Raw genomic sequence first — 25,665 nt, 5'->3', positions numbered from 1 at the left:
GGGGGTCCTTGACAGGAGGGGGGTGGGGGGCCACCGTTCCCGGGTGTACTGCCTGTTACCGGACAACGTTGTCGAACGGGCATGCACCGTCGGCCCGTTCGAGCCGTTGCGCCGGTCCGCCGAAGGGACGTGGTCACGATGGCACGACCGAGAAGGTCCAGCAGAGGCTTATGGCCGTCCGTGTGCGCCGTGGGCGCCCTGGTGGCGGCCGTCCTGTCCGTCCCCGCGCCGGCCTTGGCCGCGCCCGCGCCGGTGGCCGACCCCGCCTCGCTCGTCGACCCGTTCATCGGCACCTCGCACGCCGCCGACGACTTCCCCGGCGCCGACACGCCGTTCGGGATGGTCCAGTGGAGCCCGGACACCGCACCGCACCGGCCGTACGGCGGCGGTTACGAGTACGGCGACTCCGCCGTCAGCGGGTTCAGCCTGACCCACATCGCGGGACCGGGCTGCCGGGCCGCCGGGGACATCCCGGTGCTGCCGACCACCGGCGCGGTGGACACCGGCGCCACCGCCGGTTTCTCGCACACCCGGGAGACCGCCACCCCTGGCATGTACGCGGTGACGCTGGACAACGGCGTCGGCACCGAGCTGACCGCGACCACCCGCAGCGGCATGGCACGGTTCACCTTTCCCGCCACGGACCGGGCGAACCTCCTCTTCAAGCTGACGGCCAGCCAGAACGGCGTGTCCGAGACCCGGTTCACGGTGGTCGGCGACAGCGAGGTGAGCGGCCAGGTCACCAGCGGCAACTTCTGCGGCACCCACAACTCCTACACCGTCTACTTCGACATGCTCTTCGACCGGCCGTTCGCGGACAGCGGCACGCCCACGGCCGCGGCGACACCGTCCACCCCCCGGACCGAGGCGCCACCCGACGCTCCCGAGGCGCCGAACAAGCCGGTCCCGCACGGCGCCGCTCCCACCGGCCCGCACGCCTTCGTGCCGCGGGCGAGCGGGACCGACGGCTATGTCACCTTCGACACCACCGCCCGGCGGACCGTCCAGGCCAAGGTCGGTCTCTCCTACGTCTCCGTCGCCGACGCCGTGGACAACCGCACCGCGGAGAACCCCGGCTGGCGCTTCGACGCCGTACGGCGCGCGGCGCACACCAGCTGGAACGCGCTGCTCGGCCGGGTGCGGATCGCGGGCGGCACGCGCAGCCGGCAGACGGTGTTCTACACCGCGCTGTACCACGCGCTGCTCCACCCGAACGTGATCAGTGACGTCAACCGGCGCTACCCCGGCTTCGACGGCACCGTGCACACCGTCGACCCGGGCCACGCCGCCGCCTACGCCAACTACTCGGGCTGGGACGTCTACCGCTCCCAGGCCCAGCTGGAGGCGCTGCTCGCCCCGGGCATCGCCTCGGACACCGCCCAGTCGATGGTCGACGACTTCCGGCAGACCGGTCTGCTGCCCAAGTGGTCGGAGAACAACGGGGAGACCCATGTGATGGTCGGCGACCCGGCGGACGCGATCCTGGCCGAGTACCACGCCTTCGGGGCCCGGCACTTCGACACCGCCGCCGCGCTGCGGGCCATGGTCACGGAGGCCACCACCGCGGGCGCCAACCGCCCCGGGCTGAACTACCTGGAACAGCTCGGCTGGCTGCCCGCCAACGGCAGATACGGCTGCTGCAACTTCTACGGAGCCGCCGCCACCACACTCGAGTACGACTCCGCCGACTTCGCCGTCTCCGCCTTCGCCGGAGCCCTCGGCGACCGCGCCGACCAGCGCCGGTTCGCCGACCGGGCCCAGCACTGGCAGAACCTGTTCCACTTCGGCAGCGGCTTCGTCCAGCCGCGTGACACCTCCGGCCGGTGGACCGCGGGTTTCTCCCCCACCTCGGGCAAGTACTTCGTCGAGGGCGACTCCTGGCAGTACACGCCGATGGTGCCCTTCAACCTGCACGGGCTGGCCACCGCCCTGGGCGGCGACCAGGCGACGGCCGCGTTCCTGGACACCGACCTGTCCTCGCTGACCGGGGCCGGCGGCCACACCAATCTGGGCAACGAACCGAGCCTGGACATCCCCTGGGAGTACGACTACATCGGCCGCCCCTACCGCACCCAGCAGGTCGTGCGGCAGGTGCAGGACCAGATCTGGACCGACGGCCCGGACGGGCTCGCCGGCAACGACGATCTGGGCGAGATGAGTTCCTGGTTCGTGTGGTCCGCGCTCGGCATGTACCCGGAGACACCCGGCACCGCCGATCTGGCGCTGGGCAGCCCGCTCTTCCCGCGCGCCGTGCTCACCCTGCCGTCCGGCCGCACCCTCACGGTCGACGGCGCGCACGCCGCCGACGACGCACCCTATGTGCAGTCGGCCACCTGGCAGGGCAAGGCCTGGAACAAGGCGTACCTGCCGGTCGGCGCGCTCACCGGCGGCGGCACGCTCGCCTTCGACCTCGGCACCACCGCCAACCCGGCCTGGGCGGCGGACGGCTCGGCCGCCCCGCCCTCCTACCCCGGGAACCCCACCTACACCGACATCGGGACCTCCGCCGACGCGGCGGCGGACACGGCGAACTTCGACGGGGCCGGGTACAGCTACTCCGCCGAGGCCCTGGCCGCCGCGGGCCTCACCCCGGGATCCCGGATCACCGCCGCCGGTGTCTCGTTCACCTGGCCCGGCGTCGCGCCCGCCACGCCGGACAACTACGAGGCGAACGGACAGACCGTGCAGGTCTCCGGCTCCGGCACGCTGTCCTTCCTGGGCGCCGCCAACAACGGCCCGTCCTCCGGCACGGCCCTCGTCACCTACACGGACGGCACCACCCAGCAGGTCCCCGTCGCCTTCTCCGACTGGACCCTCAACGCCGGCACCGCGACACCGCTGCCCGGCGACACCGTCGCGGTGACCACCGGACACCGCAACCACGCGGGCTCGGCACCCGACCCGGCCAGGGCCTATGTCTTCGCCACGGCCCCGGTGACCCTGGCCCCGGGCAGGACGGTCCGCAGTGTGCGCCTGCCGTCCGATGTCACCGCGGGCGGCCTGCACATCTTCGCGCTCGGCTTCGGCTCCGGCTGACCGGTCCGGACGGCGGTGGTGCGAAAGGCCCCGGGCGCGGGGAGGCGGACCGGGGCTCGCCGTCGACGTTATGCCCTGCCTCCCCGGCGGTGGCGGGCCCTGACGGGACTCTGACGGGGGCCTCGGTCCTCTTGACGGGACGCTGACGCCGCCGCCCCGCCGGGCGGCGAGCCCCCTCCCGTCCGGCCACGGCAAGGATTTCACCCCCTGATCACCTGTACGAGGAGAAGTTTGCGCACGGCCCCCGGATCCGGTCTCCTTTCGCAAACATCTGTCGCGGTTCTCACGGGACGATGGACCTGTGCAGCCCGACGCCTATTACGAACGCATCGACGAACACCGCTTCAAGCCCACCGAGCACGCGAGCGGGGCCTGGGACACCAGCGAGCAGCACTTCAGCCCGCTCGGCGGTCTCGTGGCCCACGCGATCGAGGGTCACCTCGCCGCCCGCCCGGGCGGCGAGGGCCTGGCCGTCTCCCGGATCGGTTACGACATCCTCGGCCGGCTCGCGCTGGACGAGTGCGAGGTCCGGGTGGAGACCGTCCGCCCCGGCCGCACCATCGAACTCCTGGAAGCCACCGTGGACATCGCCGGCCGTACGGCGGTCCGGGCCCGTGCCTGGCTGCTCGCGGCGCAGGACACCGGCGCGGTGGCGGGCGGCGGCGACGACCCGCTCGCGCCGCCCGAGTCGCTCGCGCGGTGGCGGATGGCCGACGTGTGGCCCGGCGGGTACATCGCCTCGCTGGACGTCCGGCCGGTGACACCGCCCCGGCCCGGCCGTGCGACCGCCTGGGTGTCCACGCCGCTGGATCTGGTGGCGGGCGAGTCCGCAGGTCCCCTCGCCTCCTACCTCGCGCTGGTGGACACCGCGAACGGCATCGCCGTACGGCAGCCGCCGACGGCCTGGCTGTACCCGAACGTCGACCTGACGGTTCATCTGCACCGGCAGCCGGTGGGCGACTGGACCGGCCTGGACACCACCGTCGTCTTCGGCCCGGCCGGCCAGGGTCTGACCAGCACGGTGCTGCACGACGTCGAGGGTCCGGTCGGCACGGCCCAGCAGATCCTGACCGTCCGCCCGCAGCCCGGTTCCACCGGGTGACCCCGGGGTGTGCCGTACGGCCGTGACGCACCGGGGTGTCGTCCTCCGGCGGCCCGGGGCCTGCCCGCCCCTATCATCGAGGTGTCGGGCGCCCCGCACCGCAACTCCGTTTCCCTGCCCGGCGTCATGGGCCGCGCGGGGCGTGCCGCGGACACATCCGGAGGGAAAGATGCCCGAAAACCCTACCCCGGTCACCGAGTTGACCTCCCAGTACGTCAGCCAGGTCACCAGCGACCTTGAGCGCAACCTCAAGGAACAGGACCGCGTCACGGCCGAAATCTCGGCCCTCCAGGAACAGTTGACGGCGCTGCGGCACGACCACGCCGTGCTGGTGAGCATGCGTCAGGCGCTCGGCGTCACGGGTGCGGCGGGCGGCGCCGGCACCGCCGAGGGGCCGGTCGTGCCCGCTCCGCGCACCACGTCCGCGACCGCGTCCGCGCCGGCCTCGGGGCGCTCGGCGCGGAAGGACGGCGCGGAGCAGGCGGAGACCGGCACGGAGACCGGCGCCCGGACCGCCGGGAAGCCGGCGGCGGAGCAGGCCGCGCCCCGGAAGACACCGGCACGCAGGACACCGGCCAGGAAGACACCGGCCCGCAAGGCCGCCGCCAAGGCGCCTCAGGTCACCCTGGTGGAACTCGTCCGCGGTCATCTGGCGGAGCAGAGCGAGCCCCGGTCCGCCGCGGAGGTCACCGAGGCGCTCGACCGGGCACACCCCGAGCGGCACGTCCAGACCAAGGTCATCCGCACCGCCCTGGAGAACCTGGTGGCCAGGAACCAGGCGCACCGCGCCAAGCAGGGCAGCTCCGTCTTCTACACGATCAAGGCCGCACCGGCGACGGCGTCCCCCACGACGGAGGCACCGCCCGCCAAGGACACCACCGGGTGACCGTGGTCAGACGCCGGTGACCCGGCGCTGCGCCTGTTCGAACTCGGCCAGGGGGTCGCCGCCGGCCTGCCAGGGCCAGGCGGTGACGACCCCGCCGATCGCCTCGAAGACCGGCCGGGCCTCGGCGCGGCGCTCGGCGGCCGTCAGCGCGTAGGCGAGGAGGTTCAGGTCGGCGAGGGCCTGGGCGTGGCGCAGGAATCCCGGCTGCCCCCAGGTGTGGGCCACGCGGTCGAGGGCGTGCACCGCCGTGCCCTGGGACCAGTGGTTGCGTGCCACCAGCGCCTCGAACCCGCCGCGGTCGAGGATGGAGTGGTACTGCCGGACCTGGGCGGTGAGTTCCGTCGCCACACAGGGCGCGTTGGCGGGCATGCGGGCGCCCAGGGTGTCCACGAACTCCAGCACCTGGAGCCGGGAGCCGGCCCCTTCCGGGCTGAGGTAGGCCAGCATGTTCAGATAGGCCTCGCGGTTCCAGCGGTCCCGTGCGAGCACCTCGTTCCACACGCCGAAGGCCTGGGGCTGCTTCCACCGTTCCCAGCGGGCCAGCCCGAGCAGGGCCACCCAGGGGGTGGGGTCCTGCGGGGCGAGTTCGGCGGCGCGCAGACAGCTGTCGACGGCGTCGGCGGAGTCGCCCGGCTGGTCCTGGGTGTGGATCTGCGCGACCCGGGTCCAGCCGTACAGCGTGAGTGCGGTGGCGTTGCGGGGCTCGCGGGTGACCCAGGATCTCGGCAGGTTCGACCCGGTGAGGAACTCCGCCAGGACGCTGATGCGGTGCGTGCGGCGGTCCCAGTCGCCGGGGTCCTGGTCCAGCAGCCGGGATATCTGTGCCACACACAGATCGGTGGTGGCGATGGTTCCGGTCCTGGTGGTCGCCACCAGGGACTTCAGCAGCCTGCCCAGCTCCTGGTCGTCGAGTTCGGGGGCGAGGCGTGCCCGTCTGCGGCGGCTTGAAAGAAATCCCATGTGCGGAGGCTAAAACGGATCAGACCACGCACAAGGGCTGAGCCTAGATCGTTATGGATATCGATCATCTTTTGCCATCCCGGCCCGGCGGCGCCCGTGCGGCCGACGGAGTGATTGCGCCGGTCCGGTGGTGCCGGTTCCGGTGCCGCCGCGCGGCCGGCCAGCAGGATGGGTCGTACTGCGCCACCCTGACCGGCACGGTGGCACGACCTGCGGAGAGTCCGTGACCAGCACGCCGTCGCCGTCCCCCGACGCACCGCCCGCCCGCTACGACGACCTGCGCGCCCTGGTGTTCAACTGCACCCTCAAGCGGTCCCCGGAGCGCAGCAACACCCAGGGGCTCATCGACCGCAGCGTGCGCATCATGGAGGCCCAGGGCATGCTGGTCGAGGTCGTCCGCGCGGTCGACCACGACATCGCCACCGGCGTCTGGCCGGACATGACCGAGCACGGCTGGCAGACGGACGCCTGGCCGGCGCTGTACGAGAAGGTCATGGCGGCGGATGTGCTCGTCCTGGCCGGGCCGATCTGGCTGGGTGACAACAGTTCGGTGATGAAGCAGGTGATCGAGCGCCTCTACGCGTGCTCCAGCCTGCTCAACGACGCCGGGCAGTACGCCTATTACGGGCGGGTCGGCGGCTGTCTGATCACCGGGAACGAGGACGGCGTCAAGCACTGTGCCATGAACGTCCTCTACAGCCTCCAGCACCTCGGCTACACCGTCCCGCCGCAGGCCGACGCCGGCTGGATCGGCGAGGCGGGGCCCGGGCCCTCCTACCTCGACCCCGGCTCCGGCGGCCCGGAGAACGACTTCACCAACCGCAACACCACCTTCATGACCTGGAACCTCCTCCACCTGGCCCGCCTGCTGAAGGACGCCGGGGGCGTGCCCGCCTACGGCAACCAGCGCACCGCCTGGGACGCCGGCTGCCGCCGCGACTACGAGAACCCCGAGCACCGCTAGCCGAGGGGTCAGCCCCCGGTCTTGCGGACCGTGCAGTGCAGGGAGTCGTGCTGGACGTCGGCGACGATGGTGTCACCGGGGTCGGCCTCGCCGCCGAGCAGCAGGCCGGCGATGCGGTTGTCGAGTTCCGTCTGGACCGTGCGGCGCAGCGGGCGGGCGCCGAACTCGGGCTGGTGCCCGTGGGCGATGAGCAGCTTCTTCGCGGCCTCGGTGACCTCCAGCCGCAGGCCCTGGGCGTGCACCCGGTGGGCGCTGCGGTCGAGGAGCCGGTCCAGGATCCGGCTCAGGTCGTCCTCGGTGAGGGCGTGGAAGACGATGATGTCGTCGATGCGGTTGAGGAACTCGGGCAGGAACCGGTCCCGCAGGTCGTCCATCAGCTGGTCCTTGAGCCCGGACACATCGCCCCGGTGGTCGAGGATGCGGTGCGCGCCGATGTTGGACGTCATGATGACGACGCAGTGCCGGAAGTCGACGGTGCGGCCCTGGGCGTCGGTGAGCCGGCCGTCGTCCAGGATCTGGAGCAGGGTGTTGAAGACATCGGGGTGTGCCTTCTCCACCTCGTCGAACAGCACCACGCTGTACGGCTGCCGGCGGACCTTCTCGGTGAGCTGGCCGGCCTCCTCGTAGCCGACGTAGCCGGGAGGCGCGCCGACGAGCCGGGCGACGGTGTGCTTCTCCTGGAACTCGCTCATGTCGAAGCGGACCATGCGGTCCTCCTCGCCGAAGAGCAGCGCGGCAAGGGTCTTGGCGAGTTCGGTCTTGCCGACGCCGGTGGGGCCCAGGAAGAGGAAGGAGCCGACCGGGCGGTCCGGGTCGCCCATGCCGGCGCGGTTGCGGCGTACGGCCTGGGCGACCGCGGTGACCGCCTCGTCCTGGCCGACGATCCGGGCGTGCATCTCCTCTTCCAGCCGGAGCAGCTGCTCCTTCTCGCCGGCGGTGAGCCGGGAGACCGGGATGCCGGTGCGCCGGGCGACGACGTCCGCGATGTCGGCGGCGGTCACGGAGACGACGCCTTCCCTGCGCTCCTCGATGCCGGCGAGTTCGCCCTCCGTCTCCGCGATCTGCCGCTTGAGTTCCGAGGCGTTCTCGAAGTCCTCGGCGGCGACGGCCTGTTCGAGTTCGCGGCGGAGCCGGGCGATGCGGTCCTCGCGGCTGACCACCTCGGTGGAGCGGCCGACGCTGCGCAGCCGTACCCGTGCGCCGGCCTGGTCCATCACGTCGATGGCCTTGTCTGGCAGGAACCGGTCGGTGACATAGCGGTCGGACAGTTCGGCGGCGGCCGCCAGCGCCCCGTCGTCGAACCGGACCTGGTGGTGTGCCTCGTAGGCGTCGCGCAGCCCCTCCAGGATCTGCACGGTCTCCTCGACGGTGGGCTCGGGCACCATCACGGGCTGGAAGCGGCGTTCGAGCGCGGCGTCCTTCTCCACGTATCTGCGGTACTCGTCGATGGTCGTGGCGCCCACCACATGCAGGTCTCCGCGGGCGAGCGCGGGCTTGAGCATGTTGCCCGCGTCCATGGCGCCCTCGCCGGTGGCGCCCGCGCCGACGACCGTGTGCAGCTCGTCGATGAACAGGATGATCCGGCCACCGGCCGCCTGCACGTCCTCGATGACCTTCTTCAGCCGTTCCTCGAACTGGCCCCGGTACTGCGCGCCGGCCACCATGCCCGACAGGTCCAGTGCGACGACGCGCTTGTCCTTGAGGGTGTCGGGGACCTCTCCGGCGACGATGCGCTGGGCGAGTCCCTCCACGATGGCGGTCTTGCCGACTCCGGGGTCGCCGATGAGCACCGGGTTGTTCTTGGAGCGCCGGGAGAGGATCTCGACGGTCTGCTCGATCTCCTCGGCGCGGCCGACCACCGGGTCCAGCCGGCCGGCCCTGGCCTCCTCGGTGAGGTCGCGGCCGTACTCGTCCAGGGTGGTGGCCGGGGTCCGGCGTTCGGCGGGGGCGGCCTCGGCGCGGGCTGCCTGCTCGGTCAGGCCGGTGAGCCTGCCGGTGTCCAGTCCCTCGGCCCGCAGCAGCCGGGCGGCACCGGTGTCGCTGTCGCCCAGCAGCGCGCCGAGGATGTGCTCCGGGCCGATGTACGACACTCCGGACGCCTGGGACCGGGCGTAGGCGGCGCCGAGGGTCCGCTTGGCCGCCGGGGTGAGCCCCGGCCGTGCGGACGGCTCGCCGGACTCGGGCGGCAGCGCCTTGTCGAGCTGGCGGGCGAGGTTGTCGGGGTCCAGGCCCACCTGGGTGAGCAGCCTGCGGGAGGGTTCGACCTGGGTCGCCGCCCAGAGCAGGTGCTCGGTGTCGAGGTCGGAGGTGCCGTCGTCGGCGGCTCTGCGTGCGGCCTTGTTGAGCAGTTCCTGCGCGGACTCGGTGAGCAGCCGGCCGATGGGGACGCGTTGCACCGCCGGCGGCGAGGACGCCGGTGACATTCCGAAGAAATGATTCAGCAGTTCGCTGAACGGATCCGACGAACCGAGCGGTGCACCGAACGACATCGACATACGTGCTCCAGGATGCGCGGGGGCCGGTACTCACTGAAACCCGGCGGCTGACGCCCCGCAAGCGGAGTCTGCGGGTCGCGGATCGCCGTTCCCGGGGCGCCGGGTTGCGTTAGCGTGGCCGTATGCGCCATGAGGTGACCGACGCCGACACCGCGGCGGCGGTGGGCAGCGGTGATGTTCCCGTGCTGGCCACCCCGCGGCTGATCGCCTGGCTGGAGGCGGCGACCGTACACGCCGCCGCTCCGTTCACCGGGCCGGGCCGTACGACGGTGGGTACCGCCGTCCGGGTCGAGCATCTCCGGGCCACCCGGGTGGGCGGCCGGGTGGAGGTGACCGCCGAACCACCGGCCGCGGTGACGGGACGACGGCTCACCTTCGCGGTGCGGGCCGTCGACGGATCCGGCGAGCTGGTCGCGACGGGCGAGATCGACCGGGTGGTCGTCGACCGGGAACGGTTTCTCGGGTCGGCGCCGCAGCCCTGACCGGGGCTCAGGTCGCGAGTGTCCCCAGGGGCGGGAACGGCTTCTCGGATCGGGGTGCCGCAGCCCTGACCGGGGCTCAGGTCGCCGAGTGTCCCAGGGGGCGGGAACGGCTTCTCGGATCGGGGTGCCGCAGCCCTGACCGGAGCTCAGGTCGCCGAGTGGCCCCGGAGGTAGGCCCGCACGGCCGGCGGCAGTGCGGAGCGGGCCGCCGTCTCGGTGGCCACCCAGCGCAGCCGCTCGGCGGGGAGCCGGGCGCCGTCCGACGGGGAGCCGCTCAGCAGTTGGCAGACCACCGGTGTCGTCCCGTCCGGCGGGACCGGCCCGGCCGGCTCCAGGGTGGTGGAGCCGTCGACGAGGTAGCCGGTGAGTTCGTAGACGACACGGGCCGCGGTCGCCGTCGCCGTCTCGGCCGGCTCCGGTGTCCCCGAGGGGAGTTCCCAGCCGCCCGCGCGCTCCACCAGCAGCACCCGCCCGTTGTGGACGACGACCGCCTGTACCACACCCTCGACCTGCTCCAGCGTCATGTCACCGCGCCCCCTTCCTGCCGGGAGACCTACCCACCAACGGGCAATGCCGCACCCGTCGGCCGGTAGAGCACCGGAAGGTCCCGGGGCCGTACCCGCACGGTCACCGGCAGGGTGGCCTCCACCTCGCCGTCGGCGCCGTAGGGCACGGGACGCGTGGCCTCGATGCGCAGTTCCCGGCCGCGCAGCACGCGGACTTCGGGACGGTCGATGTGGGCGCCGGTCTTCAGCTCGTTCATCAGGGCGAAGAACAGCCGGCGCGGTGCCTCGCGGATCATGACGACGTCCAGCAGTCCGTCGTCGAGGCGTGCGTCGGGGGCGATCAGCCGGCCGGAGCCGTAGTAGGGGGAGTTGGCGGCGACGACCGTGTAGCCGCGGTGGGGGTGTTCCTCGCCGTCGACGGTGACACGGTAGTCGGCGGGCCGCCAGCCAGTGACGGCGCGCAGGCCGCCCGCGTAGTAGGAGGCCGGTCCGCGCAGCAGTCGGGCGTGGTTGGCGTGCCGGTTGGCGAGGGCGTCGACCCCGGCATAGACACTGCCGAGGGCCACGGTGCCCCGGTGCACGGACGATTCGATCTCGATGGTGTCGACGGGGCTGGGTTCGGCGTGCAGCAGCAGGTCGGCGAGGGCGGCCGGGTCGGTGGGCAGCCGCAGGGCGCGGGCGAAGTCGTTGCCGCGTCCGGCGGGTACCAGGCCCAGGACCGTGCCGGTACCGCTCAGTGCGCCGCCGATGCCGCCGGCGATGCCGTCGCCGCCCACGGCCAGCACGACGCGGCCGCGTTCGCCGGCCCGGCGGGCGATGTCCTGGGCGTGGGCGAGGCTGTGGCTGTACTCGGTCTCCAGCCCGGCCCCGGCCGCCCGGAGCAGCCGGGCCACCTGAAGCAGCGTGGCCGCCGCGGTGGAGCCGCCCGCGGTCGGGTTGACGACGGCGGTGAACTGTCGCATCGGTGTGTCTCCGTCAGGCGGGTCGCAAGGGGCGGGGTCGGTCGGGGTCGCAAGGGGCGGGGTGGGTCGGGACCGGTCGTGGTCGGCCGTGGCGCCGTCGGTCACCTCGGGTCAGTCCGTGGGCAGCAGGACGCCGGGGTTGAGCAGGCCCTCCGGGTCCAGGGTGCGCTTGACGGCGCGCAGCGCCTCGACGGCGAGCGGTCCGGCCTCGCGGACGTACCAGTCGCGGTGGTCGGTGCCGACGCCGTGGTGGTGGGAGATGGTGCCGCCGGCGGCCAGTACGGCCTCGTTGGCGGCGTGCTTGGCGGGCGTCCAGTGGGCCACCGGGTCCTCGCCCTGGGCGCTGACGACGGTGAAGTACAGCGAGGCGCCGTTCTCGTACACATGGGAGATGTGGCACATCACCAGTGGCGGGGTGCCGGCCTGGGTGAGGGTGTCGGTCAGGGCGGTGCGGACTGCCGTGTACAGGTCGGGGACGCGGGACCAGAACGCGGCGGTCTCCAGGGTCTCGGCGAAGGCGCCGACGTCGAGGAGGGCGTCGCGCAGATACGGCGCGGAGTAGCGGCCGTGGGCCCAGCGTTCGCCGGGTTCCGTGCCGAGGAGGGTGCCGCCGCAGTCGGTCAGGACGGCCGCGGCCTGGGCGCGGCGCCGTGCGGTGTCCTCCTCGGTGCCCTCGTATCCGGTGACGGCGAGGCAGCCCGCGCCGCTCAGGTCCGCCTCGGCGCCGATGGCGTCGGGCTGGGCGAGGCCGATGAGCGTCTCGGTCTCGTCGGACAGCCGCAGCACGGTGGGCCGGGGCCCGTCCTGGGCGAGCCGGCGCAGGGCCGCGGCGCCCGCCTCGAAGGAGTCGAAGCGCCAGCCCTCGTAGACCCGCGTCTCGGGCAGCGGACGGATCCGTACGGCGACGGAGGTGATGACGCCGAAGGCGCCCTCCGAGCCGAGGACGAGCTGGCGCAGGTCGGGGCCGGCCGCGGAGCGCGGGGCGCGGCCCGTCTCCAGGGTGCCCGCGGGCGTGGCGAGGGTCAGGCCGAGCACCATCTCGTCGAAGCGTCCGTACCCGGCGGACGCCTGTCCGCTGGAGCGGGCGGCGGCGAAGCCTCCGATGGTGGCCCACTCGAAGGACTGCGGGAAGTGGCCGAGGGTGAAGCCCTCTTCGGCGAGCAGGGCCTCGGCCTCGGGGGCGCGCAGGCCGGGTTGCAGGACGGCGATGCGCGAGACGGGGTCCAGGTCGAGCAGGCGGTTCATCCGGCGCAGGTCCAGGGCGACGAAGGCGCCGCGCTCGGGGGCGAGTCCGCCGACGACGGAGGTGCCGCCGCCGAAGGGCACGACGGCCAGGCCGTGTGCGGCGCAGACCCGCAGTACGGCGACGACCTCGTCGTGAGTGGCGGGCAGGACGACGGCCTGGGGGACGTCCGCGATGTCACCGGCGCGGATGCGCAGCAGGTCGGGGGTGGACTTGCCGCGGGTGTGCCGGATGCGGCTGTCCTCGTCGGTGCGCACGTGCTGTGCGCCGCCGACGGCCTCGGCGAGCGCCGTGAGGGCGGCGGGAGCGGCCGTGGGGGCGGCCAGGCGGATGTCCTCGAGCGCGAGCGGGGGCGTGCTGACGGGCTTGACGCCGAGCAGGTCGCGCAGCAGTCCGGTCACCGTCTCGGGCAGGGGGGCCGCCTTGGCCGGGTCGCCCCAGCCGTTCCACAGCATGTCCATTGAACGGTCGTCCTCACAAGGTCGGTGTGCTCGGTGCGGGGGCTGCGGCGGCGGTCCGCCGCTTCCGCCCGGCCCCCGGGGCGTTACACTGTGACACATGACGCCTATTCGTCACAACGGTTCGGACGGTCACAGCGGCGCCGACGGCCAGCAGGGCCCGGACAGCAATCCCGTGCTCGACGCGGCACGCGACTGTGTGCTGGCCGTCGGCGTGCGCCGCACCACCCTCGCGGACGTCGCCCGCCGCGCCGGTGTCTCCCGCATGACGGTGTACCGGCGCTGGCCGGACCTGCGGACACTGGTGGGCGATCTGATGACCCGTGAGTGGATCGACGTGGCCACCCGGGCGATCCCCGAGCCCGGCGCCTGCGCACACACCCGCGCGCGGATCGTGGACGGGATGGTGGCGGGCGTCGAGGCGTTCCGCGCGCACCCCCTCTTCCGCAAGATCGTCGACGTCGATCCGGAGCTGCTGCTCCCCTATGTGCTCGACCGGCGCGGGACCAGCCAGGAAGCCCTGCTGGCGCTGCTCGCCGACGCCCTGCGGGAGGGCCACGCGGACGGCTCCGTGCGCCCCGGCCACACCGAACGGCAGGCCCGCGCCCTGCTGCTGACCGTGCAGTCCTTCACCCTGTCCCTGCGCACGATGACCGACGAGGACGATCCGGAACTGGACTCCGCCGCCTTCCTCGGCGAGCTGCGCACCCTCCTGGAGAGGACCCTCACGCCATGAGCCACACCAGCGCCCGACCCGGCTCGTCCCTCGACGGCGCCCGGCGGGCCCGGGAACTGGCCGAGGCCACGGACGGCCGGGTGGCCGACGTGCTGGTCGTCGGGCTCGGCGCGACCGGGGCCGGGGCCGCCCTGGACGCGGCCGCCCGCGGACTGGACGTCGTCGCCGTGGACGCCCACGACCTGGCCTTCGGCACCTCCCGCTGGAGTTCCAAGCTCATCCACGGCGGGCTGCGCTATCTGGCCTCGGCCCAGTTCGACGTGGCACACGAGAGCGCGGTCGAACGCGGGGTGCTGATGACGCGCACCGCACCGCATCTGGTGGCCGCGCAGCCGTTCGTACTGCCGCTGACCCCGCTGGTGTCGCGCGGACAGGCATCACTGGCGTGGGCCGGGTTCCGGGCCGGTGACATGCTGCGGCTGGCGGCCCGGACACCGCGGCAGGCGCTGCCCGCGCCGCGCCGGCTGTCCGCGACGGAGGCCCGGCATCTGGCGCCCGGGGTGCGCGCGGACGGGCTGCGCGGCGGGCTGCTGTCCTGGGACGGCCGGCTGACCGACGACGCGCGGCTGGTGACGGCCGTGGCCCGGACGGCCGCCGCGCACGGCGCGCGGGTGCTGACCCGGGTCAGGGTGCGGGAGCTGACCGGGACGGGCGCGCGGATCCGTGACGAACTCACCGGCGAGGAGGGCGAGCTCAGGGCCCGCGCGGTCATCAACGCCACGGGTGTGTGGGCGGGCGAGCTCGTCGACGGCATCCGGGTACGGCCGTCGCGCGGCACCCATCTGGTGCTGCGCTCCGAGCGGCTCGGGCTGCTGCCGGCGGGCCTGCACATCCCGGTCCCCGGCGAGACCAACCGCTTCGTGCTGGTCCTGCCGCAGGGCGACGGCCGGGTGTACGTCGGGCTCACCGACGAGCCGGTGGAGGGCGGCATCCCGGATGTGCCGGAGGTGCCGGAGACGGACATCGGCTTCCTGCTGGACGTCCTCGGCTCCGTCCTGGACACGCCGGTACGGCGGGACGAGGTCGTCGGTGCCTTCGCGGGACTGCGGCCCCTGCTGGACACCTCCTCGGGCGGGGCTCCGGCCCGCACCGCCGACGTCTCGCGCCGGCACGCCGTGCTGACCTCGTCCGACGGTGTCACCACGGTGGTCGGCGGCAAGCTCACCACCTACCGGCGGATGGCCGAGGACGCGGTGGACGCGGCGATCGAGGCGCGCGGCCTGACCGCCGGGCCCTCCCCCACCGCCGGACTGCCCCTCGTCGGCGCTGCGGCACCGGCCCGGCTGCGGGCCCTGGCCGCACCCCGGCGGCTGGTCCGCCGCTACGGCACCGAGGCCGTCGCCGTCCACGCACTCGCCGCCGCGGATCCCGCTCTGGCCGAGCCGGTGCTGCCGGGCCATCCGGTCACCCGGGCCGAACTCGTGTGGGCGGCCCGGCACGAGGGCGCCCTCGACGTGTCCGACCTGCTGGACCGGCGCACCCGTATCGGCCTGGTCCCGCAGGACCGCGCCGAGGCCCTCGCCGCAGCGCGGACCGTCCTGGACGAGGCGGCGGCCCCGCGGCCCTGATGCGGGCCCTGCTGTCCCGCGCAGCGACCCCGGGCCCCCTCATGGACCATCCGCGGGCCGGGACGCTTGCGCTTGGTCCACGGCGGTGCCGTCCGGTTTCCATCCGAAGGCGGCCTCCAGCACGGCGGGGAGGTCCGCCTCGGGGACCGTGGCACGGACCTCCGCCAGGACTTGGGGGAAGGTGTCGTCGTCGATGACGCCCATGTGCTCCTGACGGAGCCGGTGGATGATCTCGACGAGTTCGGGCCGCAGCCGCATCCAGGCACGGGAGGTGCGGACCGTCTCGTCGACCTGGTGCATGAACCAGCGCATGACCTCGTAGGGAACGTCCACGTGGGGCTCGTGCGGGTTGAAGCACACCGTCGGCTCCCTGCCCGGATCCTCGTCGGGGACGATCGCGGTCACGAGGTTGCGCTGCCCGGCCACGACGTCCAGTTCCAGGTACCAGGCGTCATCGGGCACGGAGTACATCTCGGTGATCGTGTAGTCGCCGTCGGGGTGTCTCAAGGCCATGGCCGCATGCTGTCACGCCCGGAACGGGGCGAGGGGGGCCGCCCTGCTCGCCGGTGTGCTCACAGCAGGCGGCGGATGTCGCCGCGGACGCGGTAGAAGCCGCCCGCCGCCGGGTGCAGGGCGTCCACGACGTAGCGGGCGCCGGGCTCGCGTATCGCGCGGGGGAACTGCACATGCCACGCGGTGTCGTACCCCTCGGAGACCACCCGGACCCGCACCCGTCCGGACTCCTGGACGCATTCGACGACGACCGAGCCGGCCGGGGCCCGGTCCACGGTGGCCACCGCCGCGACGGCGGTGGCCGGTGCGCGGGCCGGCAGGGCGGCGGCGAGCTTCACGTCCCGCACCACGGGCACGCTGCCCTGCTGGGCCGCGGAGACGGCCTGCTCACTGGCGTCCACGCAGACCAGCGAGCCGTCCGTGGTCACCAGGTAGAGCCGCTCGTCGCGGTACTGCATCGACAGGGCCGAGCCGCTGCCCGTGCCGAGCTTCCACAGCCGGGTGCCGTCCCGGTCGAAGCAGTAGACGGAGGAGGCCGCGTCCCCGGCGAAGACGAACCGGCCGCCGGGCGAGGTGGCGCACGAGTACACCGGGCCGTCGCAGGCGTACGTCGCCTCGATCGCGCCGGTGGTCTTCGACAGCCGCTGGACCACGCGGGCCGCGGTGCCCGCGTACACGGCGTCGTCCTCCTGCCAGCCGAACAGCACGCCACCGCGGGTGGTCGTGTGCCACAACTCGCCGCTGCCGTCCGGCGCGTAGGCGGTGACCCCCTGGTGGTGGCCGTGGTAGACGGCCCGGTCGTCGGCGCGGACCATCCAGGCGTGCTCGCCCCGGCTGCGGCGGGCCCACTGGTGCTCGTCCTCGTGGTCGATGACGGTGAGCCGGCCCTGGCGGTCCGAGACGTCCAGCACGCCCTCGTGGATGTCCAGCCAGAAGATGTCGACGTCGGCCGTGATGTCGTAGGCGGCGAAGGGGAGTTTGGCGGAGAGGTCGTACACCTTGCCGTCGTCGCAGCCCGCGTAGATCCAGAAGTCGTCGGCGACCAGGCACTTCACACCGTCGGGCAGGCTGAAGCGGGCCAGCACGGCGCCTTCGTGGTCCAGGGTGTAGACGTCACCGGCCTGGTTGCCGACCCAGGCGCGGTCCTCGTCGACATGGATGCCGAACGCGGCGGAGCCGGTGCGGAAGCGCCACAGCACCGGCGCCACGGCACGCGCGGTCGACGGGGCCGAGCTGACCTGACGCCGGGTCACCGCGCGCGGGGCGCGGCCGCCGGGCACCGCCGGTGCGTAGCCCTTGCGGACCTTCTCCCCCACCTTCTTCGCGGCGGCGGCCCGCGCCTTCTCCGCGGTCGGGAACGTCGTGGTCTGGGTCTGTCCGGCGGCGCCGATCCTGCCGTACCGCACGGTCACCACCTGGCCGTCGACGGTGACCTCGTAGAACTTGTGGGCACCGCCGCCCTCCTGCGACAGCTCCAGATATGTCGTCGACACCGCGGACGCCGTGGACATGGCACACCCCTCCCCGAGCCGGACCGCGGCACTCCCGCAGGTCCTCACTGCTCACACCGTAGGCGGGGCCACTGACAATCGGCCGGGCGGCGACCGGGCCGCCGGGGCATCCGCTCCGACACCCCGTCAACACCGGGGCGGCTCAGCCCGCGAGCAGCTCGGCGAACCTGCCGGCGTCGATGTTGCCGCCGGAGGCGATGACGCCGATGCGGGGCGGGAGCGGGGTCAGGTGTCCGGCCAGCAGGGCGGCGAGGCCGGTGGCGCCGCTCGGTTCCAGGACGATCTTCAGGCGTTCGAAGGCGAACCGCATGGCCTCGACGATCTCCACGTCGGTGACCAGGGTGATCGCGTCGACCAGCCGCCGGTTGAGCGGGAAGGTGAGCTCGCCGGGCGTGGGCAGGGCCTGACCGTCGGCGATGGTGTGCGGCACCGGCACGGTGACGCGCGTGCCACTCTCCAGGGACCGCTTGGTGTCGTCGCCCGCTTCCGGCTCGACCCCGACGATCCGGATGCCCGGGTGCAGCGCCTTGGCGGTGACGGCGCTGCCCGCGATGAGTCCGCCGCCCCCTACGGGTACGACGAGCGCGCCGAGCGGGCCGGTCTCCTCGAGGAGTTCGAGGGCGGCGGTGCCCTGGCCGGCGATGACATGCGGGTGGTCGTAGGGCGGGATGAGGGTCAGCCCCCGGTCCGCGGCCAGGGCCTCGCCGAGCTTGGTGCGGTCCTGGGTGTACCGGTCGTAGGTGACGATCTCGGCGCCGTACCCCGCCGTGGCCTCCCGCTTGGCACGCGGAGCGTCCTCGGGCATCAGGACGACGGCCGTGGCACCGACCTCGCGGGCGGCCAGGGCGACGGCCTGGGCGTGGTTGCCGGAGGAGTAGGCGGCGATGCCCCGCGCCAGCTGCTCGGGGGTGAGCCGGGCGGCGGCGTTGTAGGCGCCGCGGAACTTGAAGGCGCCGACGCGCTGGAAGTTCTCGCACTTGACGAACACCTCCGTGCCGACGCGGGAGTTGAGGGCGCGGGAGGTGACGACAGGGGTGCGGTGCGCGACGCCCTTGAGGCGTACGGCGGCCTCGCGGACGTCGTCGAAGGTCACGGTCGGGGTGGCGGCCATGGCGGGCTCCTTGCGGTCGGCGCGTCGGCGCGGGCCGTACGGGTACGACGGCCCGCCCGTCACTTGGCGTAGTTGTAGACGGTCGCGCGGGAGACGCCGAGCAGGTCGGCGATGGTCTGTGCGGCGTCACGCGAGTCGAACCAGCCGTCCTGGTACAGCTGCCGGACCAGTGCCTTCTTGTCCGGCCGGCTCAGTGACCGGGGGGTGGCGGCGCGCTGTGCGGACAGTTCCTCCACCGTCCGGCGCAGTTCGCGCGCGGTGCGGTCCCGCAGGGTCTCCAGCGGCCGGTCGCCGGAGTCGGGGTCGGTGGCGACGAGGTTCGCCAGGGCGAGGGCCACGGGGGACAGCACGGAGACGTCGAGGTTCAGGCAGAGCGCCGCGACATAGGTGCCGTCGGCGTTCTTGATGCCGATGGAGGTGCTCTTCACGGGCCGGCCGTCGGGGAACCGGTTGGGGTAGTTCTGGACGATGCTCGGATACTCCGGGTCGGCGATCCGCGCCAGCCCCAACTCGGTTGCGGGATCACCGATCTGACGGCCCGACAGGTTGTTCTCGATGGCACGGATCGCATGCCGGGGGTCCCGCAGGTCGTGCAGCACCACCTCGCACAGCCCGGGGAACATCCGCCCCACGGCGACGGCGATCTTCTCGGCCTCCTGGATGAGGTGCTCGTCGTTGTCCACCCGCACTCCTTGGACCGAATTTCCATTTCTGGACAGGAAGACTAAGTCGGTGTGCGGCCCGCGTCCAGACCCTCCCGCGGGATTCCGCTCTTGCCCTGACGGCCACTCTCCCGCCATAGTGAGTTTGAATTTCCAACTCGCCAGCTCAACTCACTGCGCCGTACGGGGAAGGGACATCATGAGCGAGCAGGACACCGAGGGCCGCACCGGGCGGCGGAAGCTTCCCGCCGGGCTCGCCGGCCATCGTTCCGTGCAGGCCGTGCTGGCGAGCCGCGCGGAGGGCGGCCGGAGCGCCCCGCCACCGGTGATCGACGCGGACTGGCTGCGCGCGCTGTGTCTGGAGGCCGGTGCCGACGACGCGGCCGCGGTGAGCCTGGACCACCCCGACCTGGCCGGGGAGCGTGAGCACGTACGCGCCGCCCTGCCCGGCACCCGCTCGTTGATCTCGCTCATGGTCCGCATGAACCGCGACAACACGCGCTCGCCCGCCCGCAGCGTGGCCAACCAGGAGTTCCACCAGACCGACGAACAGGTCAACGCCGCGGCCCGCGCGGTCTCCCGGGCCCTGGAGGACGCCGGCTACCACGCGCTCAACCCCTCGGCCGGCTTCCCGCAGGAGATGGAGAACTTTCCGGGGCGCATCTGGGTGGTGGCCCACAAGACCGTGGCCGTGGCGGCGGGGCTGGGCGTGATGGGCCTGCACCGCAACGTCATCCATCCCCGGTTCGGCAACTTCGTGCTGCTGGCGACGGTCCTGGTGGACGCGGAGGTGAGCGCGTACGGGCAGCCGCTGGACTACAGCCCGTGCGTGGACTGCAAGTTGTGCGTCGCCGCGTGCCCGGTGGGCGCCATCGGCAAGGACGGCTCCTTCGACGCGCTCGCCTGTACGACCCACAACTACCGTGAGTTCATGAGCGGGTTCACGGACTGGGCGCAGACCGTGGCCGACAGCGAGGACGCCGCCGAGTTCCGCTCCCGCGTCACCGACCCGGAGAACGCCTCGATGTGGCAGAGCCTCGCCTTCAAGCCCAGCTACAAGTCCGGGTACTGCCTGGCGGTCTGCCCGGCCGGCGAGGACGTCCTCGGACCCTACCTGGACGACCGCAAGGCATACCTGGACACGGTGCTGCGGCCCTTGCAGGAGAAGACCGAGACCCTCTACGTCCTGCCCGGCTCGGACGCCCAGGCGTATGCGCGGCGCCGCTTCCCGCACAAGCCGGCCAAGGAGGTCAGCGGCGGCTGGCGGCCCCCGGCGAAGCGCCGGCCCGGCCCTTCCGGCCCGGAGTGACCGGGGCGGCCCGTCAACCGGGAGTGACCAGGTACCGGCCGGGCGACCGGGAGTGACCGATTGCCGGCCGGTGGAGGGGGCGGGGAACGACCCGAGCGCGTGGATTAGCGTTCCCCGCCCCTTCCGGGTCGGCCCGCCGCCGTCTCGCCGGCGGTGCGGCGGCGGACCGGTCTGGGGGGCGGTCCTGGCGGCCGCCCTTCGTACGCCCGGTCGTACGGTCGTGTGTGTCGTGCAGAGGGAGAGAGAGGATCTTGTTCAGACCCTCCGTCGCCGCTGGCCCGCAGGCCATCCGGGACGGGCCGGACGGGTGAGCCGACGGCGTCCGCGCCCACGCCCGCGCACCCACCCCGGGCCGTCCGACCGGCTGCGCGTGCGGGTCCAGGTGCCGACGGGACGCGGGAACTCGGCACACCCGCGGAGAAGTTGGTGTGCGAAGCTTTGGCCAACCGTTCACCCAGGCCGTGGCGGCCGCCGAGAGGAGCACAGCGTGACACAGGACGGCGTCCAGGCCGTGCACATCGACACCAGCAAGCCGCACCCGGCCCGGATCTACGACTACCTCCTGGGCGGCAAGGACAACTACGCGGTGGACCAGGCGGCGGGCGACGCACTCGCGGCCGCCGCACCGGAGGCGCGGATCGGCGTCCGGGCGAACCGCGCGTTCCTGCACCGCGCCGTCCGGTATGTCGTCGGCAGCGGGGTCCGGCAGATCCTGGACATCGGCACCGGGCTGCCCACCTCCCCGAACGTGCACGAGGTCGCCCAGCAGACGGCGCCGGACGTCCGGGTCGCGTACGTCGACAACGACCCGATCGTGGCCGCCCACGGCAACGCGCTGCTCAGCCGGACGGGTGCGACCAGCATCGTCCTCGGCGACCTGCGCGACCCGCGGTCCGTCCTGGACCACCCCGACGTCCGCAAGGTCATCGACTTCGACCGGCCGGTCGCCCTGCTGCTGGTCGCCGTACTGCACTTCCTCACCGACGCGGACGACCCGGCCGGGATCGTCGCCACCCTGCGGGACGCGCTTCCCGCCGGCAGCTTCCTGGTGCTCTCGCACGCCACGGGCGACTTCGCCGACCGCACCGCGGCCCAGGCCGTCTACACCAAGGCCACCGCCTCCCTGAACCTCCGCCCCCGCGCCGGGGTCGAGCGGTTCTTCGAGGGGTTCGACCTGGTCGAGCCGGGACTCGCACAGGTGGCGTTCTGGCGCCCGGACGGCACCCCGCCGCCCGGCTCCGACGAGATCGGCTTCTACGCGGGCGTGGGCCGCAAGACGTCCTGACCCCGGTGCTCGCGGGCACATCGACGGCGCCGGGTCCGTGCCGACGGACCCGGCGCCTTTGCCTGCGCCCGCACGGTTCCCTCACCGGTCACTCGGGCCGCACCCCTTGACCAGCCCCCTGTGGGCCCCTCCATACTGACGGCCGAATCGATCGGCCAAATCGATTTGGCCGCCGTCCCGGCCGGATCGTCGAGGCCTGAGCCCGAGCGAGCCGAACGGAGCCCGCGCGTGTCCAGTCCCGCACATCCTGTCGACCCCCGACCCGACGAGCCGGCAGCCCTCCCGCCCCAGCCGTCCGACGCCGGTCCCCCTGCCGTCCACCCCGTCGACGAGTCCCGGCCGCTGGGCCGGATCCTCCTCTTCGGGCTTCAGCACGTCCTCGTGATGGCGGCGACCCCGATCTCCGCGATCTTCCTGATGAGCGCCACCCTCCGGCTGGGCCCGGGACTCACCGTCGACCTGCTCTCGGCGTCCCTGCTGCTGTCCGGGGCAGGAACGCTGATCCAGTCCCTCGGCCCGTGGAGGTTCGGGCCGCGGCTGCCCTTCGTGATGCTGCCCGGCGGTGCGCCGCTGATCCTCTTCCTGTCGATCGCGCAGCAGCACGGGCTGCGCACCGCCACCGGTGCGGTGCTGCTCACCGCCGCCTTCACCTTCCTGGTCCTGCCGCTGTTCGCACGGCTGCTGAAGTACTTTCCCCCGCTGGTCATCGGCACGATGATCGTGATCGTCGGGGTCAACCTGGTGAAGGTCGGCGGACTGCTGGTCACCGGTCCGCCCGGCAGCCCCGGCTTCGGCGATCCCGCCCGCCTCGGGCTGGCCTTCACCACCATCGCCCTGATCGTCGCCTTCACCCGGCTGCTGCGCGGCACACTGCGCCAACTCGCCGTCATGCTGGGCCTGTTCGCGGGAACAGCGGTCGCCTTCGCGCTCGGCCAGGCACACCCGGACGCACCGCTCGCCGGACAACTCGTCGGCGTCCCGCGGCCGTTGCCCTTCGGCGCGCCGGTCTTCGACCTCCTCGCCGCCCTGCCGCTGATGCTGTACAGCATCGCGTCCATGGCGGAGGCGACCGGGCAGACCGTCATCAACGCCGAAGCCGTGGGCAAGGACATCGACATACGCAGGGACGTGCCGCGCACCGTGCGCGGTGACGCGCTGACCTCCTTGCTCGGCGGCTGCTTCGGGCTGCCGCTGATGGTCACCAGCGGCGAGAACATCGGCATCGTCCGGGTGACCGGCGTCCGCAGCCGGTACGTCACGGCAGCCGCCGGCCTGGTCCTCGTCCTCCTCGGCTTCCTCACCCCGGTCGCGCGGGCGATCAGCGCGATGCCGCCCGCGGTGGTCGGCGGCGCGGCGATGGTGGTCTTCGCGGTCGTCACCGTGCTGGGCGTGCAGATGCTGGGCCGGGCCCGGCTGGAGGACCACACGGCCACCGTGACCTGCGCGGTCGCCCTCGCGCTGGGCCTCCTGCCGATCCTGGTGCCCGGGGTGTACGCCGGTTTCCCGTCCGGCGTGCGGATCCTGCTGGAGAGCGGGGTCGCCGTGGGCGCGCTCGTCGCCGCCGTCCTCAACGTCGTCTTCCACCACCTCGGACGCGGGGCCGCGAAAGCCCCCGCCCCCCAACCGGCCGAGACACCCGGACCGGCCCTCCATGGGTGATCCGCTCCCCCACCCCGCCCCCACCGCACCCGACCGACGGAGAACCATGCCCGACCTGTCCCCCGGCCCGCTCCGCGACGACGCGCTGCTGCTGGTCCCCGACCTCACCCTGACCCCCGAGGGCCCCCAGGAGCGGCACGCGGTGGTGGTGCGCGACGGGGTGTTCCAGGACGTCGGCCCGGTCGAGCGGATCCTTTCCGCTCACCCCTCGCTGACGCCCGTACCGCTGCCCGGACAGCTGCTGATGCCCGGCTTCACCGACAGCCACCACCATCTGACCCAGAGCTTCGGCGGCTCGCTGGCCTTCGGTGAGCCGTCGGAGATCTTCCGCCGGGTGTGGGTGCCGCTGGAGACCGCGCTGGACGAGGAGTCTGCGTACGTCGCCGCGAAGCTCGCCGCGCTGGAGTCGCTGCGGGGCGGCTTCACGACGGTCGCCGAGGCCGGCACCCGGGCGGCGGTGGACGTGGACGTGGTGGCCTCGGCCACCCGGGACGCGGGGATCCGCTGTGTGCTGGGGCTGGTCTGCAACGACGCCGCGGACGGCACCGGCGCGGACGCCGACCCGCGGGCCGTGCTCGCCGCCGCCGAACGGCATCTGGCCCGGTACGGCGGCGGCCTCGTCCATCCCTCGCTCGCCGTGAGCGTGCCCGAGGCCGCGACCGCGCCCGTACTGGCCGCCACCGCGCGGCTCGCCGCCGAGGCGGGGACGGTCGTACAGATCCATGTCAACGAACATCTCGTGGCGGTGGAACGCTCACTGGTCCGGCACGGACTGCGGCCGCTGGAACATCTGCACCATGTGGGCGCGCTGGGACCGCAGTTGCTGGCCGCGCACGCGACGCTGCTCACTCCCGCCGAGGTCACCCTGCTCGCCGACAGCGGTACGGCGGTGAGCTACAACCCGGTCGCCAGCGCCTGGAAGGGCAACGCGGTCGCTCCCGCCACCCTGTTCGCCGAGCGGGGCATCCGGTTCGGGCTGGGCACCGACGGGACCCGCGGGGACGCCTTCCGGCTCACCGAGGCAGCCGAGTTCGCACAGCGGCTGACGTATGGCCTGACCAGCGGGGACTCGTCCTGCGGCGCGGGCTGGACCTGGCTGGAGCGGGCCACCGCGGGCGGCGCGGACGCGGTGGGCCTCGGCCGGCTCACGGGACGTGTCACGGCCGGGGCCGCCGCCGACTTCCTGCTGGTGGATGTCACCGGGCCGGAGATGCAGCCGTCCTGGGACCTGCCCTGGGAACTGGTCCGGCGCGGCAACCGGGACCAGCTGACCGCCGTGTTCGTCGCCGGACAGCTGCGGCTGTGGCACGGCCGGCCGCTGGACTGGGACGCGGCGGCGCTGGTCCGCCGGGCGGCGGAGCTGGCCCCGCGGGTGCTGCGGCGCGCCCGGGTGACGCGGGCGCACCCCACCTCGGTGGTGGCCCGCGGCCGTACGACAGCCTCCGCGCCCCCGCCGGACACCGCGCCCGAGCCGGTCGCGGGCGGTGGGCGGTGACCGGGGCCACGCTGGCCGTACTGGCGCCGACCGTGGCCGCGGCAGCGTTCGTCCAGGGCACGAGCGGCCTCGGATTCGCGCTGATCGTGGCGCCGGTCGCGGGACTGCTCGCGCCAGGGCTGCTGCCGGTGTTCGTCCTGACGGCGATGATCCCGCTCAACCTGTACGTCGCCTGGCGCGAGCGGCACAGCCTCGACATGCGCGGTGCCGGATGGATCACGGCGGCCCGGCTGGCGGCGACACCGGCGGGGCTGGCGCTGCTGTGGGTGATCCCGGCCGGCGCGCTCGGCCCGGCCGTCGGGGCCGCCACGGTGCTGGCGGCGCTGGTGAGCCTGGTGGCGCCCGCGTTCGAGCCGGGGCGCGGCGCGTTTGCGGTCGCGGGCGTCGTCACCGGGCTGACCGAGACGGCGACCGGCGTCGGCGGCCCACCGCTCGCCCTCGTCTACCAGCACCGCCCGCCCGGCGAGCTGCGCGCCACGGTCGCCGTCTGCTTCCTGGTCGGCGAAGTGGCCTCGCTGGCCCTGCTGTTGGGCACCGGGCGGGGACACCCGGCGGACATGGGCTGGGCCCTGCTGCTCCTGCCGGCCCTGGCGGCCGGCGCCTGGCTCAGCCGACTGGTGCACCGACGCGTCGACGCCCGCCGGATGCGCGCCTTCGTCCTCCTCTTCGCGCTGGTGTCCGGGGCGGCGCTGATGGCGGGAGGCTGACCGCCCTCACCGCTG

21 protein-coding genes are annotated in these 25,665 nt (G+C 73.4%); 12 read left to right on the top strand and 9 right to left on the bottom strand.

Annotation, left to right across the window (positions count from 1 at the left end):
- Positions 1-189 precede the first annotated feature (189 nt).
- The 3 genes from ACZ5CZ_RS10570 (at position 190) to ACZ5CZ_RS10560 (ending at position 5,024) form a co-directional block, all read left to right on the top strand.
- Positions 190-3,036, top strand: coding sequence for a lectin (locus tag ACZ5CZ_RS10570; RefSeq protein ID WP_468941231.1), 2,847 nt, complete (start codon positions 190-192; stop codon positions 3,034-3,036).
- Between the two features lie 301 nt (positions 3,037-3,337).
- Positions 3,338-4,138, top strand: coding sequence for a thioesterase family protein (locus ACZ5CZ_RS10565; RefSeq protein WP_468941228.1), 801 nt, complete (start codon positions 3,338-3,340; stop codon positions 4,136-4,138).
- 169 nt (positions 4,139-4,307) lie between these two features.
- A complete protein-coding gene (locus ACZ5CZ_RS10560; protein ID WP_385842682.1) occupies positions 4,308-5,024 on the top strand; it encodes a hypothetical protein in 717 nt (238 codons plus the stop codon).
- Positions 5,025-5,030: 6 nt separating this feature from the next.
- Here the strand turns inward: ACZ5CZ_RS10560 and ACZ5CZ_RS10555 are convergent, their stop codons facing one another.
- A complete protein-coding gene (locus ACZ5CZ_RS10555; RefSeq protein WP_385842681.1) occupies positions 5,031-5,984 on the bottom strand; it encodes a tetratricopeptide repeat protein in 954 nt (317 codons plus the stop codon).
- 223 nt (positions 5,985-6,207) lie between these two features.
- Between ACZ5CZ_RS10555 and ACZ5CZ_RS10550 the strand changes: the two genes are divergently transcribed.
- The gene (locus ACZ5CZ_RS10550) at positions 6,208-6,948 is read left to right on the top strand and encodes a flavodoxin family protein (RefSeq protein WP_385842680.1); all 741 of its coding nucleotides are present in this window, start codon (positions 6,208-6,210) and stop codon (positions 6,946-6,948) included.
- Positions 6,949-6,956: 8 nt separating this feature from the next.
- Here the strand turns inward: ACZ5CZ_RS10550 and ACZ5CZ_RS10545 are convergent, their stop codons facing one another.
- On the bottom strand, positions 6,957-9,443 hold the full coding sequence (locus ACZ5CZ_RS10545) for an ATP-dependent Clp protease ATP-binding subunit (protein ID WP_468941223.1): 2,487 nt from the start codon (positions 9,441-9,443) through the stop codon (positions 6,957-6,959).
- 122 nt (positions 9,444-9,565) lie between these two features.
- Between ACZ5CZ_RS10545 and ACZ5CZ_RS10540 the strand changes: the two genes are divergently transcribed.
- Positions 9,566-9,925: a thioesterase family protein gene (locus ACZ5CZ_RS10540; protein ID WP_450783495.1), complete on the top strand. Its 360-nt coding sequence runs from the start codon at positions 9,566-9,568 to the stop codon at positions 9,923-9,925.
- 146 nt (positions 9,926-10,071) lie between these two features.
- Here ACZ5CZ_RS10540 and ACZ5CZ_RS10535 read toward each other — a convergent pair whose 3' ends face one another.
- From ACZ5CZ_RS10535 to ACZ5CZ_RS10525, 3 genes are all read right to left on the bottom strand, one after another.
- Entirely contained in the window at positions 10,072-10,449 is a 378-nt protein-coding gene (locus ACZ5CZ_RS10535) for an NUDIX domain-containing protein (protein ID WP_468941220.1), read from the bottom strand.
- 29 nt (positions 10,450-10,478) lie between these two features.
- Entirely contained in the window at positions 10,479-11,393 is a 915-nt protein-coding gene (locus ACZ5CZ_RS10530; RefSeq protein ID WP_468941217.1) for a diacylglycerol kinase family protein, read from the bottom strand.
- 111 nt (positions 11,394-11,504) lie between these two features.
- Entirely contained in the window at positions 11,505-13,097 is a 1,593-nt protein-coding gene (locus ACZ5CZ_RS10525) for an FAD-binding oxidoreductase (protein WP_468941214.1), read from the bottom strand.
- 97 nt (positions 13,098-13,194) lie between these two features.
- Here ACZ5CZ_RS10525 and ACZ5CZ_RS10520 point away from each other — a divergent pair, with 97 nt between their 5' ends.
- Together ACZ5CZ_RS10520 and ACZ5CZ_RS10515 are read left to right on the top strand one after the other, a co-directional pair.
- Positions 13,195-13,830: a TetR/AcrR family transcriptional regulator gene (locus ACZ5CZ_RS10520; RefSeq protein ID WP_385842670.1), complete on the top strand. Its 636-nt coding sequence runs from the start codon at positions 13,195-13,197 to the stop codon at positions 13,828-13,830.
- Positions 13,827-15,398 (top strand): glycerol-3-phosphate dehydrogenase/oxidase, encoded by a 1,572-nt coding sequence (locus ACZ5CZ_RS10515; RefSeq protein ID WP_468941211.1) that lies wholly within the window; start codon positions 13,827-13,829, stop codon positions 15,396-15,398. Before ACZ5CZ_RS10520 ends, ACZ5CZ_RS10515 begins: the two co-directional genes overlap by 4 nt.
- A gap of 39 nt (positions 15,399-15,437) precedes the next feature.
- On the opposite strand, the gene ACZ5CZ_RS10510 is transcribed toward ACZ5CZ_RS10515, so the two are convergent.
- The 4 genes from ACZ5CZ_RS10510 to ACZ5CZ_RS10495 form a co-directional block, all read right to left on the bottom strand.
- Positions 15,438-15,911, bottom strand: a complete 474-nt coding sequence (locus tag ACZ5CZ_RS10510) for a hypothetical protein (RefSeq protein ID WP_468941208.1) — start codon at positions 15,909-15,911, stop codon at positions 15,438-15,440.
- A gap of 59 nt (positions 15,912-15,970) precedes the next feature.
- Entirely contained in the window at positions 15,971-17,422 is a 1,452-nt protein-coding gene (locus tag ACZ5CZ_RS10505) for a WGR domain-containing protein (RefSeq protein ID WP_385842667.1), read from the bottom strand.
- 142 nt (positions 17,423-17,564) lie between these two features.
- Entirely contained in the window at positions 17,565-18,533 is a 969-nt protein-coding gene (locus ACZ5CZ_RS10500) for a threo-3-hydroxy-L-aspartate ammonia-lyase (protein WP_468941205.1), read from the bottom strand.
- 59 nt (positions 18,534-18,592) lie between these two features.
- Positions 18,593-19,216, bottom strand: a complete 624-nt coding sequence (locus ACZ5CZ_RS10495) for a helix-turn-helix transcriptional regulator (RefSeq protein WP_385842664.1) — start codon at positions 19,214-19,216, stop codon at positions 18,593-18,595.
- A 178-nt stretch (positions 19,217-19,394) separates the two neighbouring features.
- On the opposite strand from ACZ5CZ_RS10495, the gene ACZ5CZ_RS10490 reads away from it, so the two are divergent.
- The 5 genes from ACZ5CZ_RS10490 (at position 19,395) to ACZ5CZ_RS10470 (ending at position 25,650) form a co-directional block, all read left to right on the top strand.
- Positions 19,395-20,504 (top strand): epoxyqueuosine reductase, encoded by a 1,110-nt coding sequence (locus ACZ5CZ_RS10490; protein ID WP_385842663.1) that lies wholly within the window; start codon positions 19,395-19,397, stop codon positions 20,502-20,504.
- Positions 20,505-20,991: 487 nt separating this feature from the next.
- Positions 20,992-21,789 (top strand): SAM-dependent methyltransferase, encoded by a 798-nt coding sequence (locus tag ACZ5CZ_RS10485; protein ID WP_385842662.1) that lies wholly within the window; start codon positions 20,992-20,994, stop codon positions 21,787-21,789.
- Positions 21,790-22,017: 228 nt separating this feature from the next.
- Positions 22,018-23,448, top strand: coding sequence for a uracil-xanthine permease family protein (locus ACZ5CZ_RS10480; RefSeq protein WP_468941200.1), 1,431 nt, complete (start codon positions 22,018-22,020; stop codon positions 23,446-23,448).
- A 46-nt stretch (positions 23,449-23,494) separates the two neighbouring features.
- Positions 23,495-24,943: an amidohydrolase family protein gene (locus ACZ5CZ_RS10475; protein ID WP_468941198.1), complete on the top strand. Its 1,449-nt coding sequence runs from the start codon at positions 23,495-23,497 to the stop codon at positions 24,941-24,943.
- The gene (locus ACZ5CZ_RS10470) at positions 24,940-25,650 is read left to right on the top strand and encodes a sulfite exporter TauE/SafE family protein (RefSeq protein WP_385842659.1); all 711 of its coding nucleotides are present in this window, start codon (positions 24,940-24,942) and stop codon (positions 25,648-25,650) included. The genes ACZ5CZ_RS10475 and ACZ5CZ_RS10470 overlap by 4 nt, the downstream gene beginning before the upstream one ends.
- The last annotated feature ends 15 nt before the right edge of the window (positions 25,651-25,665 follow it).

The organism is Streptomyces sp. NPDC031418, assembly GCF_055581605.1.
This window is presented reverse-complemented; position numbering and strand designations above follow the sequence as displayed.